The sequence below is a fragment of the Mycobacterium colombiense genome, assembly GCF_001953985.1.
Classification (GTDB): domain Bacteria; phylum Actinomycetota; class Actinomycetes; order Mycobacteriales; family Mycobacteriaceae; genus Mycobacterium; species Mycobacterium colombiense_B.
In genome coordinates this window covers 106,503-124,367 of the sequence record NZ_MBEI01000049.1, presented here as the reverse complement: position 1 = coordinate 124,367, position 17,865 = coordinate 106,503, and the positions used below count along the sequence as shown (strand labels likewise).

The window sequence follows — 17,865 nt, the reverse complement described above, 5'->3', positions numbered from 1 at the left end:
GTCACGACGCCGCCTTCGCGGCCTGGGTCGGCGAGGCCTCGCCGGCCAGCCGCTGCACGACCGGCTTGAGGTCGGTCGCCAGCAATTCGCGCAGGAAGACCGCCGCGACCCGGTGCTGGCGGTCCAGGACGAGCGTGGACGGGATCACGGTGGTCGGGTATTTGCCGCCGAACGCGATCAGCGTGCGCATCGCCGGGTCGTAGATGGACGGGAACGTCACCTGGCGGTCGTTGACGAAGTCCAGCGCCGCCTGCCGGTTGTTGTCCCGGACGTCGATGCCCAGGAAGGACACCCCGGCGCCGCGGGTGGCGTCGTACACCTGCTGCAGCTGGGTGACCTCGGCGCGGCACGGTCCGCACCACTGGCCCCAGATGTTGATGACCACGACCCGGCCGGCGAAGATCGGGTCGCCCAGCGACAGCGTGTGCGCGGGGTCGGCCAGGTCGGGTCCGGCCAGCGGGCCGGGGCGGCCGCGGCCGGACGGCGGGTCGTAGTAGATGTCGGTCTTACCGCCGGGCGAGACGAATTCGAAGGTCCCGCCCTGGGCGACGGCGTCGTGCCCCGAGGAGCAGCCAAGCAGGCCGGGGAGCAGCGCCACCAGCACGGCCCCAGCCATCGCCCGTCGTGTCCAGCTGATCAACGCGCCGCCGGTTCGCTGTACTCGACGCCGGCCAGCCGGTCGCCGTCGTAGACCAGGGTCGTCAGCGAGGCGAGCCCGCATTCCCGCCGCCGCGGGTCGTGCCACAGGCGCCGGCCGGTGACGTGCAGCCGCAGCGTCCACACCGGCAGTTGGTGGCTGACGCACACCACCTCGTGGCCGGCGCCGCGGGCGCGGGCCTTGTCCACGGCCGTCTGCATCCGGGCCGCGATCTCGGCGTACGGCTCACCCCAGGACGGCCGGAATGGGTTGCGCAGCTGCCACCACACCCGCGGGTCGCGCCAGGCGCCGTCGCCCGGGCTGACCCGTTTGCCCTGGAAGAAGTTGGCCGATTCGATCAGGTCCGGGTCGGTGTCCACGGCCAGGCCGTGTTTGGCGGCGATGGGCGCGGCGGTCTCCTGCGCCCGCTGCAGCGGCGAGGCGATCACCGCGACGATGTCGCGGTCGGCCAGCGCGTCGGCCACCGCGACCGCCTGGGCGCGGCCGTTGTCGGAGAGGTGAAATCCGGGCAGCCGTCCGTAGAGGATGCCGCTCGGATTGTAGACCTCGCCGTGCCGCACGACGTGCACCCGGGTCTGCTCGGCCATCAGGACTTCCCCTCCTCGGCCTGCGCGGCGGCCCTGGCCGCGGCGGGCAGGGCGCCGGCGATCCGGTCGAACGCGCTGTCGTCGAGCGCGGTTGAGACGAACCACGCCTCGAAGGCGCTGCACGGCGGGTAGACGCCCGCGTCCAGCAGCGCATGGAAGAACGGCGGATACCGCCACGTCTGGGTGGCCCGCGCGGACGCGAAGTCCGTCACCGGCGTATCCGAGAAGAACACGCTCAGCATATTGCCCGCCCGCGGAATCTGGTGCGCCACACCGGCATTCGTGAGCGATTCGGAGAACAGCCCGGCCAGGCGATCGGCGTTGGCGTCCAAGGCGGCGTAGGCGGCGGCGTCGGCGTTGCGCAACGTGGCCAGCCCGGCCGCCATCGCCACCGGGTTACCCGACAGCGTGCCGGCCTGATACACCGGGCCCAGCGGGGCGAGGCGCTCCATCACGTCGGCCCGGCCGCCGAACGCGGCGGCCGGCAGGCCCCCGCTCATCACCTTGCCGAAGGTGAACAGGTCGGCCTCGACGGGATCGATTCCGTACCAACCACTTCGGCTGACCCGGAAGCCGGTCATCACCTCGTCAATGATCAGCAGCGCGCCGTGCTCGGCGGTGATCGCGCGCAGCGCCGCGTTGTAGCCGGGCGCGGGCGGGACCACGCCCATGTTGCCGGGGCTGGCCTCGGTGATCACCGCCGCGATCTGGTCGCCGAACCGGGCGAAGCTCTGTCGCACGGCGTCGATGTCGTTGTAGGGCAACACGATCGTGTCGGCCGCCGTCGCGCCGGTGACGCCGGGCGAGGACGGCAGGCCGAGCGTCGCCACCCCGGAGCCCGCGTCGGCGAGCAACGCGTCGACATGGCCGTGGTAGCAGCCGGAGAACTTGATGACCTTGGCGCGGCCGGTGAACCCGCGGGCCAGCCGCACCGCGCTCATGGTCGCCTCGGTGCCGGAGTTGACCAGCCGGATCCGCTCGACCGGCGCCACCCGCCCGATCATCTCGGCGGCCAGCTCGCTCTCGGCCGGCGTGGGCGCCCCGAACGACAGGCCCGAGGCGGCGGCCTTGGCTACGGCCTCGACGACGGCCGGGTGCGCGTGACCCAGGATCATCGGCCCCCACGAGCAGACCAGGTCCACGTAATCGTTGCCGTCGGCATCGGTCAGCCGGCACCCGCGCGCCTCGGTGATGAACGGCGGTGTCCCGCCCACCGCGCTGAACGCGCGGACCGGCGAGTTCACCCCACCGGGAATGACGGCGCAGGCATCCTCGAACAACCGCGCCGAGGCCGCCGTGGCCCGCGGGGCCCCGGTGGCGTGCGCGATCGCCTGATCACTGCTTCCCATGACGACTAGTGTCCCAGCCCGTGCGGGCCAATCAACTACAGGGTGTAGCAGAACGTGCTAAAAGGGGCCCGGCGGGGTCCCGGTGTTCGGGTTAATCGGCGTCCTGCTGCCCGGATTCCTGGGCCGCGATGAAGTTGCGGCGCGCGGCCTCGTGTTCTTTGTCGGCCGCCCGCCGGTGCGCGGCGATGTCACCGAGACCCTCGGCGACCGCACGTTCCTCGACTTCGGCAGCACGCTCGTGCGCGACACCGGCTTGATAATGGCGGTCCACTCCGCGACGATGTGCGGCCTGGTCGCGCTCGTGAGAACGCTCGGCGTGTTCGGCGGCACGCTGCACGTCGTCGGCGGTGATGGCCTGTCCTGCCGACAGCTCCTCCCCCCTGCGCAGCAGCTCCTCGGCGCGCTGGGCGGCCTCGTTACCTGCTGCCTCTCCCATGAGACGACAGTAGACCGTTTGCGGCGCCAAAGTGGGGTTGTCCTCGCCCGGCGCCTGCGAGTTGGATAGCGGTATGCAACTCCCACAAGGACTTGCCCGCTTCAACCGTCGCGTCACCAACCCGATTCAGCGGATGTGGGCCGGTTGGCTCCCGCCGTTCGGGATCGTCGAACACGTCGGGCGGCGTTCGGGCAAGCCGTACCACACACCGGTCAACGTGTTCAACACCGAGGTCAATGGCAAACCCGGGGTGGCCATCCTGCTGACGTATGGCCCTGACCGGGATTGGCTGAAGAACCTGAAAGCGGCTGGAGGCGGCCAGGTGCGCAGCAGGGGCAAGACCTTCGGCATCGCCGATCCGCGCGTGGTCAGCAGGGACGAGGCGGCGGCGTACGTAACGCGCCGGACGCGAGCGATTTTGGCGAGGCTGCCGTTCGAGCAAGCGGTACTGCTCACGCGTACTTCCTGACGCCGCGGGTGATGCGGATCACGGCGATCGTCGAGCGGGCGGTCGCCCTCGACGGCGGACGACGCGGCGGGCCCGCCAATGCGGTGGTCAACTTCGCCCACCACACGGTCTCTCTGGTCGCGGTGATCACCGACGTGATCCGGCACGGACGGCCCGTGGTGGGCGTGGCCTTCGATTCGATCGGGCGGTTCGCCCAGAGCGGGATCCTGCGCGACCGGATGATCCCGCGCGTGCTGGCCGCGTCCCCCGACGCCTTAGTGGGCGCGTCCGGATACGTCGATCCCGCCGCGGTTTTGACGTGCGCGCTCACCGATGAGAAGCCCGGTGGACATGGCGACCGGGCGGCGGCCGCGGCCGCGCTCGAACTGGCCTGCTGGGACCTGAACGCCAAGCTGCGCGACGAGCCGGCCTACGCGACCATCGCCCGCCACGCCGGCCGAGAGCCCGCAGCGTCGGTGCCGGTGTACGCCGCCGGCGGCTACTACTACGCCGACGGCGGGGTCGATTCGCTGCGCGCGGAAATGCGGGGATACCTCGATGCGGGTTATGACGCGGTCAAGATGAAGATCGGCGCCGCCGCGCTGGGCGAGGACCTCGCACGGATCGAGGCCGTCGTCGACATCGTCGGCGACGGGAACCGGGTCGCGGTCGACGCAAACGGCCGCTTCGACCGGGCCGAGGCCACCCGCTGGGCGGGCGCGCTGGCCCCCTACGGCCTGCGCTGGTACGAAGAGCCGGGCGATCCGCTGGACTACGCGCTGAACCGGGCGGTGACGGACTGCTATGACGGCGCGGTGGCCACCGGGGAAAACCTCTTCTCGGTGCCGGATGCGACCAACCTGATGCGTTACGGCGGCATGCGCCCCAATCATGATGTCTTCCAGATGGATCCGGGCCTGAGCTACGGGTTGACCGAGTACATCCGGATGCTCGACGTCGCGGCGTCTCACGGCTTCGATCGCCGCTTCGCCTTCCCGCACGGCGGTCACCTGATCAACCTGCACGTCGCGGCGGGGCTGGGTCTGGGCGGCTGCGAGGCGTACCCCGGCGTGTTCGCGCCGTTCGGCGGCTACCCCGATGCCTGCGCGCTGTCGGCGGGCCGGATCTCGCCGACCGACGCCGCCGGCTTCGGGCTCGAGCAGAAGGCCGGCCTGGCCGAACTGATCGCCGAGCTGACCGACGGGACGGCGCAGGGATGAAGATCGCGGTAATCGGTTGCGGAGCAATGGGTTGCATCTACGCCGCCAGGCTGGCCGCAGCGGGCAACGACGTGCTGGCCATCGACCGCTACCAGCCCGGCGTCGATCAGATCGCCCGGCACGGGCTGCGGGTCACCGGTCCGGGCTACGACCGGGTGGTGCCGCTGCGGGCGAGCACCACCGCGCCGGACGAGGCGATGGATCTGATCGTGGTCGCGGTGAAGGCGGCCGACGTGTCAGCGGGTGCGCGACAAGCTCTTTCGATGCTGGGCCCGGCCACGCCGGTGCTGACCATCCAGAACGGCCTGGGATCGGCGGAGACGGTGGCCGGCATCGTCGGCGAGGAGCGGGTCGCGGTCGGGATCGCCAGCGGATTCGGCGCGGCGACCGTGGCCCCCGGGCATGTCCGTCACAACGCCATGAAAGCGATGCGGTTCGGCGCCTACTCGTCGCTGCCGCTCGCCACCGTCGAGTCGATCGCGCAGGCATGGAGCGACGCCGGATTCGATGCGGCCGCGGTCACCGACATCGCCGCCATGCAATGGGAGAAGCTCATCTGCAACGTCGCCTACAGCGCACCGTGCGCGCTGACCGGCATGACCGTCGGCCAGGTGATGGACGACCCGGACATGGCGCCGGTCAGCCAGGCGGCCGCGACGGAGGCGTGCACGGTCGCGCGGGCGTCGGGCATCGCGGTCGCCGTCACCGATGCGGTCGAACACGTTCGCGCCTTCGGCGCACAGATGCCCGACGCCAAACCGTCGGCGCTGCTGGACCACGAGGCGCGCCGGGTCAGCGAGATCGACGTCATCAACGGCGCGGTCCCGCGCCAGGGCGCCCGGGTCGGTGTCGCGGCGCCGGTGAACGCGACCCTGACCGCGCTGATCAAGGCGATCGAAAGCCAATGGAGCTGACTGGGCGCAGCCAGGACGGGTATACCGCACCGGCATACGCCGCGAAGAGAGGAAGCCGCCGATGACTGAGACCGTCACCGACTCGGCCCGCGAGCAGCGGATCGCCGAGCGCGTCGAGCAGCTGTATGCCAACGATCCGCAGTTTCGGGCTGCCGCGTCGCTGCCGGAGGTGACCGACGCCGCGCATCGCCCTGGTCTGCGGCTGGCCGAGGTCGTCGACACCTATCTGAGCGGCTATGCCGACCGGCCGGCGCTGGGGCAGCGCGCCTGCGAGGTGGTGCGCGACGCGTCGACCGACCGGGCGGCGACGACGCTGCTGTCCGGATTCGAAACCATCACCTACCGCGAGTTGGGCGACCGGGTCGCGGCGCTGGCCGCCGCGTGGCAGTCCGGACTGGCCGGTGGCTTCAGCCCCGGCGACTTCGTCGGCGTCCTGGGCTTCACCAGCATCGACTACGTTGTGCACTACCTGGCGTGCATCCGGCTGGGTGCGGTGTTCGTGCCGCTGCAGACCAGTTCCACGGCGGCCCAGCTCGGCCCGATCGTCGCGGAGACGGCGCCGCGCGTTCTTGCCGTCAGCGTCGAGTCCCTCACCACCGCAGTCGATGTCGTCGCCGGCGCGCCCTCGGTCGAGCGCCTGGTGGTGTTCGACTACACCAGCGACGACGACGAGCAGCGGGGCCACTACGACGACGCCCGTGCGCGGCTCCGCGACGCCGGGCACCGCGCGGAGGTGGTGTCGCTGTCCACCGAGCTCGACTCGGGTGGCCGGCTCGCAGCGCCTCCCGTGTTCGCACCGAAAGATGGTGAAAACCCGCTGGCCACACTGATTTACACCTCGGGCAGCACCGGCGCCCCGAAGGGCGCGATGTACACCGCCGACATGATGACCCGGATCTGGCGGCGACCGCACAGTCCCTCGGTGGACATCGGCAGGCCCATTCCGGCGATCCACCTGCAGTACATGCCGCTGTCGCACGTGTACGGGCTGGAGTGGCTGATCGCCACGCTGTCCTCCGGGGGCATCGGCTACTTCGCCGCCAAGAGTGACATGTCCACCCTGTTCGACGACATCGGCCTGGTCCGGCCCACGGCCCTGAACCTCGTTCCCCGGGTGTGCGACATGTTCTTCCGGCGCTACCGCAAGGAGCTCGACGAGCGCTCCGGCGACGAGCTCACCGGCGATCAGCTCGACGACGCCGTGAAAGCCGAACTGCGGCAAGACTTCATCGGCGGGCGGGTGATATCGGCGATGTGCGGCAGCGCCCCGCTGTCCAAGCAGATGCACGCCTTCATGGAATCGCTGCTCGACATCCCGGTGGCCGATGGCTACGGCGCCACCGAGACCGGCGGCGGCATCATGCGTAGCGGCCGGATCAGGCGCCCACCGGTCACCGACTACAAACTGGTCGACGTCCCCGAACTGGGCTATTTCACCACCGACAAGCCCTACCCGCGCGGCGAACTACACCTCAAGGCCAGCAACGTGATTCCCGGCTATTTCAAGCATCCCGAGCTGTCGGCGAAGATCTTCGACGACGAGGGGTTCTACAGGACCGGCGACATCATGGCCGAGCTGGGGCCCGACCACCTGATGTATCTGGACCGCAGCAACAACGTGATCAAACTCTCGCAGGGTGAATTCGTCGCGGTCTCCCAGTTGGAGGCGACCTTCTCGACCAGCCCGTACATCCGGCAGATCTTCCTTTACGGCAGCAGCGAGCAGCCGTTCCTGCTCGCGGTGATCGTGCCGAACAGCGACGCGGTGGGTGACGGGGATGCCCGCGCCCTGATCGCCGACTCGCTGCAGCGGATCGCCGCCGACAACCACCTCCAGCCGTACGAGATCCCACGCGACTTCCTGCTGGAGTCACAACGTTTCACCCGGGACAACGGGCTGCTGTCCGGGGTGGGCAAGCTGTTGCGCCCCGCCCTCAAGGCCCACTACGGTGACCGCCTCGACGCCATGTACGACGACATCGAGGCCAGCCACGGCAACCAACTCGACGAGCTGCGCGCCGCCAGCACCGAGCTGCCCACCATCGACACGGTCCGGCGTGCGGCCGCGGCCACCCTGGGCCTCCCGGCGGACACCGCGCTGCGTGCCGACGCGAAATTCATTGAGCTTGGCGGTGATTCGCTGTCCGCGTTCTCCTTCGCCACACTGCTGTCGGAGATCTTCCACATCGATGTGCCGGTGCAGACCATCGTCAGCCCGACCGCGGACCTGACCACCGTCGCGAACTTCGTTGACGGCGAACGCACCTCGGTGTCGACGCGGCCGACGTTCGCGTCGGTGCACGGCCGCGGTGCCGCGGTGGCCCGCGCCGCGGACCTGACGCTGGACAACTTCATCGACGCCGAGACGTTGGCCGCCGCACCCCGGCTGCCGGCGGCGACCGGCACGATCAACACCGTGCTCTTGACCGGAGCCAACGGCTATCTCGGGCGTTTCCTCTGCCTGGATTGGCTGGAACGCCTGGCCCCGGGCGGCGGCACGGTGATCTGCCTGGCCCGCGGCGCCGACCCGACCGCCGGGCGTCAGCGCATCGAGGCCGCGATCGACAGCGGCGACGCCGAACTGTCCGACCGCTTCCGGCGATTGGCCGACAAGCATCTGCGGGTGCTCGTCGGCGACGTGGGAGCGCCCAATCTCGGCCTGAACACGCCCACCTACCAGCGCCTCGCCGAGTCGGTCGACCTCGTCGTGCATTCGGCCGCCCTGGTCAACCACGTGCTGCCCTACAGCCAGCTGTTCGGGCCCAACGTGGTGGGCACCGCCGAGATCGTCAAACTGGCAATCACCAAGCGGCTCAAGCCGATCAACTACATCTCCACCGTCGCGGTGACCGCGCTACCGGACGGCAGCTTCATCGGCGAGGACGTCGACGTGCGGTCGGCCAGCCCCGCGCGGTCCCTCGACGAGTCGTATGCCAGCGGCTACGCCACGAGTAAGTGGGCGGGCGAGGTGCTGCTGAGGGAGGCACACGACCTGTGCGGGGTGCCGGTAGCGGTGTTCCGGTCCGACATGATCCTGGCGCACAGCAACTTCGCCGGCCAGCTCAATGTGCCCGACATGTTCACCCGCCTGATCCTGAGCCTGGTGGCCACCGGGATCGCGCCGCGCTCGTTCTATCAACTCGATGCGTCCGGCAATCCGCAGCGCGCACATTACGACGGCCTGCCGGCCGATTTCACCGCCGAGGCCATCACCACCCTCGGGGCCCGCGCGCGGCAGGGCTACCACACCTACAACGTGCTCAATACCCACGACGACGGCGTCTCCCTGGACACCTTCGTCGACTGGCTCATCGCCGACGGGCACAGGATCGAGCGCATCGACGACTACCGGCAATGGTTGGCCAGATTCACCGAGGCGATGGAGGCGCTGCCGGAGAAGCAGCGCAAGAGCTCCCTGCTGCCGCTGATGAACGCCTATGCGAAGCCCGGTGAGCCGACGCACGGTACCGGCATGCCCGCCGAAAAGTTCCGTGCCGCAGTGCAATCCGCGGGTATCGGCGCCGACAAGGACGTCCCGCACGTGACCGAGCCCCTGATCGACAAATATGTCACCGATCTGCAGCGACTCGGCCTGCTGAGGACGCGCACCGGGGCGCACGCGGGGTAACTGTTCCTTGGTCACGTGCGCCACCGGGGCGCCGAGAACTCGGGGATTGTGTGTCTCCAGAATCCGATAGCGCATGTGCTAGCGCGTTTCGGAAAGACCTATTTCCTGGAGACCGCGCCGACGCGGCCGCGCGATCGGGCGAGGAAGTACAGCCCGATCACCACCGCCCAGGAGAGCAGGCTGAGCCATAGCTGGCTGCGCGCCGTGTGGTCGAACGCCATTTGCACGAGCACGGCGGTGATTCCAGTCAGCGTGAGAATCGACAGCACCGGGTAGAACCACATCTTCACCGTCAGCTTTTCCGCGGGCGTGCGGCGGCGCAGGATGATCTGCGAGCACGCGATCAGCCAATAGACGAACAGGATGATGGCGCCCGACGAGTTGAGCAGGAAGAGGAACACCGTGTTCGGCGCCACGCGCGCCATGATGACGCAGCCGAACCCGACCGCCGACGAACACAAGATCGCGAAGTGCGGAACGCCGCGTCCGCTCAGTTTGACCAACCGCGTCGGCGCCTCGCCCCGCTCGGCGAGCACGAACAGCATGCGCGACGCGGTGTAGAGGCCGGAGTTCAGGCAGGACAGCACCGCGGTCAGGACGACGGCGTTCATCACCTGATCGGCGCCGGAAAGCCCCATGTGTTTGAGCGCGGCCACGTACGGCGAGGCGCCGAGTTCGACCGAGTTCCAGGGCAACAGCACCACGAGCAGGAAGACCGAACCGACGAAGAAGATCGCGATGCGGGCCACGACCGACCGGGTCGCCTTCTGCACCGCGAGCTCGGGGTCGCGGCTTTCGGCGGCGGCGACGGTGACGATCTCGGCGCCCACCATGGAAAAGATCACCACCACGATGGCGGCGAACACCGCGCCAACCCCGTGCGGAAAGAAGCCACCGTGTGATCCTAAATTGGCCAGACCTCCGTGATGGCCCGGCACCAATCCCAGGACGTACACCGTCCCCACGACCAGAAAGATCACGATCGTCGCGACTTTGATTCCGGCGAACCAGAATTCGAATTCGCCGAAGGACGACACCGAGAACAGGTTGGTCGCGGTCATCAGCAGCATCAGGCATAGCGACAGCAGCCACAGCGGCGCGTGGAACCAGTAGTTGAGCACCTTGCCGCCGGCGACCGCCTCGAAGCCCACCACGATCACCCAGAAGTACCAATACAGCCAGGCGACCGAGAATCCCGCCCAGCCGCCCAGGGCCTTGGCCGCGTAGTCGGCGAACGATCCGGTCGACGGGTTGGCGGCCGCCATCTCGCCCAGCATCCGCATCACCAGGACGATGAGCAGGCCGCAGAGGGCGTAGGTGAGGAAGGCGGCCGGGCCGGTGTCCTTGATCACCACGCCGGACCCGACGAACAAGCCGGCGCCGATCACGCCGCCGAGGGCGATCATGCTCAGCTGCCGCTGCGACAATCCTTGGCGCAGTTGTGGATTGCTAGCCATTCCGGACCACGCTTGTTACCACAGCACATCGGTGACCCGGATGCCAAGCGGCGTCGCCTAAAGATACAGGTCGCGGTCGCGGATCAGCGCGGTGGCGATCACACTGATCACCCCTTAGTGCGCCGAGGCGACGGCGAACGGCGTGGCCGCCGCGGGATGCGATTGCCGGTCGGGGTGCCGCCACAAACCCATCCGCTCCAGAATCGGCAGCACGCCCTCGCCGAACCAGTAGGCCTCTTCCAGATGCGGATAACCCGACAGGATGAAGTGGCTGATGCCCAATTTGGCATATTCGGCCAGCCGCTCGGCGACCTCGGCGTGCGAGCCGACCAGGGCCGTGCCCGCACCCCCGCGAACCAGGCCCACCCCCGCCCACAGGTTGGGCGCGACCAGCAGTTTGCTGCTGTTGCCGCCGTGCAAGTCCAGCATGCGGCGCTGGCCCTCGGATTCGCTGCGCGCCAGGCTGGCCTGCACCCGCTCGACGTCCGCCGGGTCGATCGCGGCCAGCAACCGGTCGGCCTCGGCCCACGCCTCGGCGGCCGTGTCGCGGCTGATCACGTGAATCCGCAAGCCGTACTGCAGGATCCGGCCTTCGTCGACGGCCAGTCCGCGGATCCAGTCGAGCTTTTTCGCGACCGCGGTCAGCGGCTCGCCCCACGTGAGATACACGTCGGAGTGCTTGGCCGCCACCGGTCCGGCCGATGCCGAGGATCCGCCGAAGAACACCGCCGGAGTCGGGTCGGGCGGGTTGTTCAGCTGGGCGCCCTCGACCTGAATGTGTTCTCCCGCAAAGGTGACCGGCTCCTTGGCGGTCCACAGCTCGCGCACCACATGCAAAAACTCGGCGGTGCGCGCGTACCGCGCCTCCTTGTCCAGGAAATCCCCATAGGCCCGTTGCTCGTGCGCTTCGCCGCCAGTGACGACATTGAGCAGCAGCCGCCCCTCCGAGTGCCGCTGGAAGGTGCCGGCCATCTGCGCGGCCAGGGTCGGACTCAGCATCCCGGGACGGAACGCAACCAAGAACTTCAGCGTCTCGGTCGATTCGACCAGCATCGCCGTCGTCAACCACGCGTCCTCGCACCACAATCCGGTGGGCGTGAGGACGGCCTCGAAACCGTTGTCCTCGGCGGCCGTGCAGATCTGGTGTAGGTACTTCAGCGTGGCCGGCCGGTCGCCGGACATCGACGTGCCGTGCCCGCCCGCGACCAGATTCCGCGAATCGCCGTAGGTCGGCAGAAACCAATGAAACGCGAGACTCAATTCACAATCCTTCTTTTCCGCTCCGCTTTCGCCCCGTGCGCAGAGGCCCGTTACATCCTTCTGAATCCGGCGCCGGCGGGCGAGGGTTGAAACCTGCGAGATTGCATCCCCGACGGACGCCGCCATCGCCGCGGGAGCCGCCACCGGCGCAAGTCGGGCCGCGACGGTGCGGCACCGGGCAAGCGGCCGGCGTGACCGCGTCTGTCCCTGTCCCAGAAGGCAATACGATCGCAATCAATTGGACGGCGGCAACCGGCGGATTCGGCGCTACCATGATCACGGTCTCGTGTGATGCCGCAACTCGGCGCCGGCATCGGCCGCGGCCCGGCGGGGGTGCCAAGATCACCGCTTCGGCACCGAAAGATCACGCCAGATCACACAATGCTTCCAATACGGCGTGGCTCGGCGAGTAATCCCCGCTCAGCGCGGCATTATTGCGATCATGCCTGACCTCACACGCCGAGCGGTGCTCCGGATGGGCGCCGGTGCCAGCCTCGGAGCCGCCGGCGTGCTCACCTTCAGCTCCCTGCTTGCTCCGGCCGCTTCGCGTGCCGCGATGCTGCCGCAGGCGCCCGCGCCTTTCGAACCGCCGACGGCGGGCAAGACCCTGCCGACCCGGCTCACCGGGTCGTTCCTGTCGGCGGCCCGCGGCGGGATCAAGACCAATTACGTGATCGCCATGCCGCCGGGCCAGACCGGTTCGCTGCGCCCCGTGATCGCACTGCATGGCGTGGACGGCGACGCCAACCAGATGCTCGACATGGGCGTCCCGGACGGGCTGGCGCAACTGGCCAAGGAGGGCAAGCCGCCGTTCGCGGTGGTCGGCGTCGACGGCGGCAACACGTACTGGCACAAGAGGACTTCCGGCGAGGATTCTGGTGCGATGGTGCTCGACGAGCTGCTGCCGATGCTGTCCACCATGGGTTTCGACACCTCCCGGGTCGGTTTCATGGGGTGGTCGATGGGCGGATACGGGGCGCTTCGCCTGGGCGCCAAGCTGGGGCCGGCACGGACCGCCGGCATCTGCGCGATCAGCCCGGCGCTGTACACCTCCTATCCGCTGAGTGCGCCGGGGGCCTTCGACAGCAACGACGACTTCGTGCAGAACAGCGTGCTGGGTCTGCCGGCGCTGAATGCGATTCCGCTGCGGGTGGACTGCGGCAACTTCGACCGGTTCTATTTCGCCACAAAGCAATTCGTCTACCAGTTGAAGACCCAGCCGGCGGGCAGCTTCTCCCTCGGCGGACACGACGTCGCCTACTGGCGCAGCCAACTGCCCGGTGAACTGGCCTGGATGGCGACCTAGCGCACGCAGATGACACCTCGGGAGAAATCAGTCGCCGGCAGCCCACACACCGTGGAGCGGCGGACTCCCCGAAACGGATTCCGGCCCGACATCGAGGGGCTGCGCGCGGTCGCGGTGATCGCCGTCGTGCTGTACCACGCCGGCATCCCGGGAATCACCGGCGGCTACGTCGGTGTGGACGTCTTCTTCGTCATCTCCGGCTTCCTCATCACCGGGCTGCTCTTCCGGGAGGCGAGCACCACGAATACCATTGCGCTGGGCCGGTTTTACGGTGCGCGCGCCCGGCGGCTGCTGCCGGCCGCGGCCATCGTCGGCACCATCACCGCGATCGGCGCGGCCGCGGTGCTGCCCCCACTGCAGGCGCGCAGCGTGTTTCTCGACGGCACCGCCAGCGCGCTGTACGTCGGCAACTACCGGTTCGCGCTGCGGGGCACCGACTACCTGGCCTCCGACGCACCGTCGCCGTTCCAGCATTACTGGTCGCTGGGGGTGGAGGAACAGTTCTACCTGGTGTGGCCGGTGCTGATCATCGCCGTCGCCTGGTCGGTCCGGCGCATCCCGCTCCTTCGCGGGGCCGCGACGCGCGCGACCCCGTACGCGGTGGTCCTCGCGGTGCTCGCCGCGGCGTCGTTGACGGCGGGCGCGCTGTGGACCCGCACATCGCCGTCGTGGGCGTTCTTCTCGCTGCCCACCCGCGCCTGGGAACTGGCCGCCGGTGGCCTGGTGGCGTTGTCGCTGCAGCAGTGGCGTCGGCTTTCGCTGCGGACCGCGTCGATCGCCGGCTGGGGTGGCCTGGCGTTGATCCTGGTGACCTGCACCCAACTCAACTCCCACACCCCGTATCCCGGCACCCAGGCGCTGCTGCCGGTGCTGGGCACCGCGCTGATCATCGGCGGCGGCGCCGTCACCGGTGGGCTCGGAGTCGGTCGCCTGCTGTGCCGCCCGGCGATGCGCGCAATCGGCCGGATCTCGTACTCGTGGTACCTGTGGCACTGGCCGGTGCTGCTGCTGATGCCGGCGCTGATGGCGGAGCCCGCGGGGCTGCCGGCCAGGCTGAGCGCCACGGCCGTCTCCGCCGGACTCGCCGTCATCACCCTGCACCTGGTGGAGAACCCGGGCCGCTTCGCCGCGGCGTTGCGCCGGTCGGCGAAGGTCAGCCTGGCCGTGGCGGGCGGCGCCAGTGCCGCCACCGCGTGCGCATGCATGCTGCTGCTCAACGTGATCCCGGCCCCGGTCGGCCACGGAGTGGCCGCCCCGCGCGCCAACATCATTGCGGCGCCCCCGGCCAGCGTCCCCGACGTCAGCCCCCAGGAGGCGGCGGTTCGTCGGGCGTTCGACCAGGCGCGCGTGGCGCTCGCGGCGGCCGTCGGCCTGCGAGCCGTACCGTCGAACCTGGACCCGCCGCTGGGCAAGGCGCCCGCCGACAAGGCGGCCGTGTTCGTCAACGGCTGCGTCCGCTCCTGGCGCGACGTCGGACAAAGCGAATGCGCGACGGGCGATACCGCCTCGCCGACCACCGTCGCCCTGATCGGCGACTCGCACGCCGCCATGTGGAATCCGGCCTTCGAGCAGCTCGCCGAGCAGCGGCACTGGCGGCTGGAGACGCTGGCCAAGGTGACCTGCCCGCTGCAGGACCTGCACATCACGAGCCCGTACCTGGGCCGCGAATACACCGAGTGCGAACAGTGGCGCACCCAGATCATGGGCCGGATGAACGCCGAACACCCACGCCTGATCGTGCTGGACATGAGCCGGCGCTACGGCGGGGACTTCGGCTTCACCTCATATGACCCGGCGTGGATCGACACCCTGGGACGCACGGTGGCGCAGCTGCGCGGCACCGGCGCGACCGTCCTGGTGCTGGGGCCCGCCCCCGACCCGCATTCGTCCACGCCGGCGTGCCTGTCCGCCCACCTCGACGACGTGAACGCTTGTACGCCAACCAAACCCGCGGCGGTGGACGGCGACGGCATCGCGGCCGAGCAGGCGGCGACGGCCCGCAGCGGCGGTCACTACGCCGATCTGACCGACATGTTCTGCACCCCCGACCGCTGCCCCATCATCGTCGGCAACACCCTGGTGTTCCGCGACGACAACCATGTGACAACCGAATACGCGCAATTGGTGGCACCGCTGATGGGTGCGCTCGCCGACCGCGCCCTGCGGAACGGGTGATAGCGAATGAACTTCTCATGGCTGACCAACGTCAGATCAATGAAGGGTATTTGGAGGTTTTAGGGTCATGTCTCCGCTGTTGCTGGTCTGTATCGCACTAGCCGCGCCCTTCGCCGGAATCGGCTTCCTGCACGTGCAGGACCGCTTGGAGCGTTGGGACTACCAGCGGCACGCGGACGACTGAGACCGGACACGTCTACGCCAAACTCGCTGTGTCATCACGGGTTCAGCTCGCCCAAGAAGCCGCCCGCCACACCTGAATCAGGTCGACAGCTGCGTGCGGATGAGCGGCGCGATCTTGTCCGCCATGTATTGATGCCCCGCGTCATTCGGATGCACGCCGTCGGCACCGATCAGGTCGGGGCGGCCGACGAACCAGTGTTCGGCGATCGGGTCGATGAACGTCGCCCCCGCGGCCCCGGCGGCGCCGGCAAGGACGTCGCGAATCAGGAACATCGACGGCGGCACATCGGCGGTCGGCCACGGCGGTCCGATCACCAGCAACCGCGCCGCCGGCGCGAGTTGGCGCGCCACATCCAGAGCGGCATGGGTCTTTACGGTCAAAGTCGCGGGATCGACACCCTGGTCGTTGCGGGAGCCGAAGAACACCACCAGCGCATCGTCGGGCTGCACCGCCCTGGCGGTCAGGTCCTCGAAGATGCTGCCGTGGTCGCCGGGCGTGGCATAACCGGCTCTGCCTTCGGCCGCCACGCTGCCCGAGATCCGCGAACCCCGCGAACCGAGCACCTGCCAGGCGCGCACCGGCCACGATCTCGAGCCCAGACCGCCCTCATTGGTTCCGGTGGTATACGAATCCCCCACCACTGCCACATGATTCAGCCGGAAGTCGAGCGTCAGTGTCTCGTAGGTGCGCACCTGCGCCGGGTATGCGATGCCTACGCCCGCCAGAAAACTCAACCCAATGAGAAAGGTGGCCAGACGACTCACTCTCACCTCCACTGTCAACGGCATCGTTGGGTGCCGCCGCGTCCTCATCAAGTATTCCCCGTGAGACGCGGCCGGCCGCTGAGGCGGCCATCACACCGCGCGGGCCGAAACCGCTTCCAGCGGACGGTCGATCGGATGCAGCTTACTGTTTGAATCGCCGGGATCGCTTCGGGCGCTGACCGCCCTGACGTCGACCATCTTGCGCATCCAGCGGCGGGCGGGTTCTTCGACACCGTGATACAGCAGGACCGAGAACGCCAGGGCGATCACGAGCAGGCCGATGACGTTCCATTTCCACGGGTTATCCAGGGTCGGGAGCTCGAATTGCTCCACGGCCCAGCCCCACGCGGTGTGCACCAGCTCATGCACCATGTACAGGCAGAACGAGATCTTGCCGCCGTATACCATCACCCGCGCCGACAACACCCGCGGCAGGCTGCCCAGCCCGATGGCCAGCGATATCACCAGCGGAACGAACAACACGTCGACGACGCCGCCGCTGTCGTTCTCCACCACCCCCGATATCGGGTGCGCGCCAAACCAATACAGCACGCCGACCATCGCGGCCAGGAGCAGCAGGGAGACGTATCCGGCGACGCGGCGGCCACGATCGCTCAGCCGCAGCCTGCGCACCGCGGCACAGGCCAGCGCGCCGGCCGTGAATTGCGTGACGATGCGGGGCAGCCAGCTCCACGGCGTGTAGAAGTGGCCGCTGGCGAGCAGCATCACCACGGGCGGCAGCGACGCCGCGAAGGCCAGGACCATCAGGCTGCGCGCCCTGGTCGCCTGTTTCATCCGCAGCAGGACCAGCACCAGAACGGCGAAGAGCACATAGGCCAGCCATTCCGCACTGATCGACCAGGCCGGCCCGTCCCAACTCGAGTCGTCGAAGAACGGCACAAACCACAACTGCACCAACAGGACCTGGCGCACGTAGCTGATCGCGGTGAGCGAGTCGGCATCCGGCGACGGCACATGACCGACGTGCAGCGTGAAAATCACCCACAGGGCGGCCAGGTGCAAGGTGACCAGGTATACCGGCCACACGCGGGCCAGGCGAAGCCACAGGAAATGCAGGGTCGCGCGGGTCGACCAGGACCGGCCCATGCGGTCGAGATAGTTGTACGTCAGCACGAACCCGCTAAGGATGAAGAAGAGGTCGACGCCTTGGGCGCCGCAGTTGAGCACCGGCGCGAGGGCGTCGCGGAAGTCTGGCGACACGTCGCCGAGCATCGGCCGGAAATGGAACAGGACCACCCACAGCGCGGCGACGATACGGAGCCCGGTCAGGGCGGTGATCTCGCCCTTGATCTCTCCGCCCCGCACGCTGCTCTTCCCGTCCGAATCCTGCCGTTTCGTTCCGCTGCTACTTCGGCCGAGCGGGAAATCTCGCCTTTTCACAAGCCCCCCGACTGGCAACCGGCAGCCTTGGCAGCCTAGCAGCGCAATCGGCGGGATGCGTGGACGGTTGTGGTGTGG

General features: G+C 68.8%; 14 protein-coding genes. 6 read left to right on the top strand and 8 right to left on the bottom strand.

Going from position 1 to position 17,865, the window contains the following annotated elements; genetic code table 11:
* Window position 1: 1 nt before the first annotated feature.
* From A5732_RS12260 to A5732_RS12245, 4 genes are all read right to left on the bottom strand, one after another.
* Window positions 2–616, bottom strand: coding sequence for a TlpA disulfide reductase family protein (locus A5732_RS12260; RefSeq protein WP_076102320.1), 615 nt, complete (start codon window positions 614–616; stop codon window positions 2–4).
* A gap of 20 nt (window positions 617–636) precedes the next feature.
* Window positions 637–1,245, bottom strand: a complete 609-nt coding sequence (locus A5732_RS12255; protein ID WP_064951626.1) for a histidine phosphatase family protein — start codon at window positions 1,243–1,245, stop codon at window positions 637–639.
* A complete protein-coding gene (hemL, locus tag A5732_RS12250) occupies window positions 1,245–2,594 on the bottom strand; it encodes a glutamate-1-semialdehyde 2,1-aminomutase (RefSeq protein ID WP_076052498.1) in 1,350 nt (449 codons plus the stop codon). Before hemL ends, A5732_RS12255 begins: the two co-directional genes overlap by 1 nt.
* A 91-nt stretch (window positions 2,595–2,685) precedes the next feature.
* A complete protein-coding gene (locus A5732_RS12245) occupies window positions 2,686–3,030 on the bottom strand; it encodes a hypothetical protein (protein WP_076052497.1) in 345 nt (114 codons plus the stop codon).
* Window positions 3,031–3,103: 73 nt separating this feature from the next.
* On the opposite strand from A5732_RS12245, the gene A5732_RS12240 reads away from it, so the two are divergent.
* The 4 genes from A5732_RS12240 (at window position 3,104) to car (ending at window position 9,240) form a co-directional block, all read left to right on the top strand.
* On the top strand, window positions 3,104–3,499 hold the full coding sequence (locus A5732_RS12240) for a nitroreductase family deazaflavin-dependent oxidoreductase (RefSeq protein WP_076052496.1): 396 nt from the start codon (window positions 3,104–3,106) through the stop codon (window positions 3,497–3,499).
* A gap of 11 nt (window positions 3,500–3,510) precedes the next feature.
* Complete coding sequence (locus tag A5732_RS12235; protein ID WP_076102319.1) at window positions 3,511–4,698, top strand: enolase C-terminal domain-like protein; 1,188 nt, start codon at window positions 3,511–3,513, stop codon at window positions 4,696–4,698.
* Entirely contained in the window at window positions 4,695–5,612 is a 918-nt protein-coding gene (locus tag A5732_RS12230; protein ID WP_076102318.1) for a ketopantoate reductase family protein, read from the top strand. Before A5732_RS12235 ends, A5732_RS12230 begins: the two co-directional genes overlap by 4 nt.
* Before the next feature lie 61 nt (window positions 5,613–5,673).
* Complete coding sequence (car, locus tag A5732_RS12225; protein ID WP_076102317.1) at window positions 5,674–9,240, top strand: carboxylic acid reductase; 3,567 nt, start codon at window positions 5,674–5,676, stop codon at window positions 9,238–9,240.
* Between the two features lie 98 nt (window positions 9,241–9,338).
* On the opposite strand, the gene A5732_RS12220 is transcribed toward car, so the two are convergent.
* A complete protein-coding gene (locus A5732_RS12220; RefSeq protein ID WP_076102316.1) occupies window positions 9,339–10,697 on the bottom strand; it encodes an amino acid permease in 1,359 nt (452 codons plus the stop codon).
* Window positions 10,698–10,811: 114 nt separating this feature from the next.
* A complete protein-coding gene (locus A5732_RS12215) occupies window positions 10,812–11,957 on the bottom strand; it encodes an LLM class flavin-dependent oxidoreductase (protein WP_076052491.1) in 1,146 nt (381 codons plus the stop codon).
* Between the two features lie 433 nt (window positions 11,958–12,390).
* Here A5732_RS12215 and A5732_RS12210 point away from each other — a divergent pair, with 433 nt between their 5' ends.
* Together A5732_RS12210 and A5732_RS12205 are read left to right on the top strand one after the other, a co-directional pair.
* A complete protein-coding gene (locus A5732_RS12210; protein ID WP_216351575.1) occupies window positions 12,391–13,263 on the top strand; it encodes an alpha/beta hydrolase in 873 nt (290 codons plus the stop codon).
* Between the two features lie 51 nt (window positions 13,264–13,314).
* A complete protein-coding gene (locus A5732_RS12205; protein ID WP_081396032.1) occupies window positions 13,315–15,438 on the top strand; it encodes an acyltransferase family protein in 2,124 nt (707 codons plus the stop codon).
* 261 nt (window positions 15,439–15,699) lie between these two features.
* Here A5732_RS12205 and A5732_RS12200 read toward each other — a convergent pair whose 3' ends face one another.
* Window positions 15,700–16,386 carry an Rv0518 family GDSL lipase gene (locus A5732_RS12200; RefSeq protein WP_076052488.1) on the bottom strand — a complete coding sequence of 229 codons (687 nt, stop codon included), beginning with the start codon at window positions 16,384–16,386 and terminating at the stop codon, window positions 15,700–15,702.
* Between the two features lie 90 nt (window positions 16,387–16,476).
* On the bottom strand, window positions 16,477–17,712 hold the full coding sequence (locus A5732_RS12195) for an acyltransferase family protein (protein WP_076052487.1): 1,236 nt from the start codon (window positions 17,710–17,712) through the stop codon (window positions 16,477–16,479).
* Window positions 17,713–17,865 lie beyond the last annotated feature (153 nt).

Coding starts and splice junctions, on each gene's coding strand:
- A5732_RS12260 (WP_076102320.1), bottom strand. CDS start 616: ATGGCTGGGGCCGTGCTGGTGGCGCTGCTCCCCGGCCTGCTTGGCTGC.
- A5732_RS12255 (WP_064951626.1), bottom strand. CDS start 1,245: ATGGCCGAGCAGACCCGGGTGCACGTCGTGCGGCACGGCGAGGTCTAC.
- hemL (WP_076052498.1), bottom strand. CDS start 2,594: ATGGGAAGCAGTGATCAGGCGATCGCGCACGCCACCGGGGCCCCGCGG.
- A5732_RS12245 (WP_076052497.1), bottom strand. CDS start 3,030: ATGGGAGAGGCAGCAGGTAACGAGGCCGCCCAGCGCGCCGAGGAGCTG.
- A5732_RS12240 (WP_076052496.1), top strand. CDS start 3,104: ATGCAACTCCCACAAGGACTTGCCCGCTTCAACCGTCGCGTCACCAAC.
- A5732_RS12235 (WP_076102319.1), top strand. CDS start 3,511: ATGCGGATCACGGCGATCGTCGAGCGGGCGGTCGCCCTCGACGGCGGA.
- A5732_RS12230 (WP_076102318.1), top strand. CDS start 4,695: ATGAAGATCGCGGTAATCGGTTGCGGAGCAATGGGTTGCATCTACGCC.
- car (WP_076102317.1), top strand. CDS start 5,674: ATGACTGAGACCGTCACCGACTCGGCCCGCGAGCAGCGGATCGCCGAG.
- A5732_RS12220 (WP_076102316.1), bottom strand. CDS start 10,697: ATGGCTAGCAATCCACAACTGCGCCAAGGATTGTCGCAGCGGCAGCTG.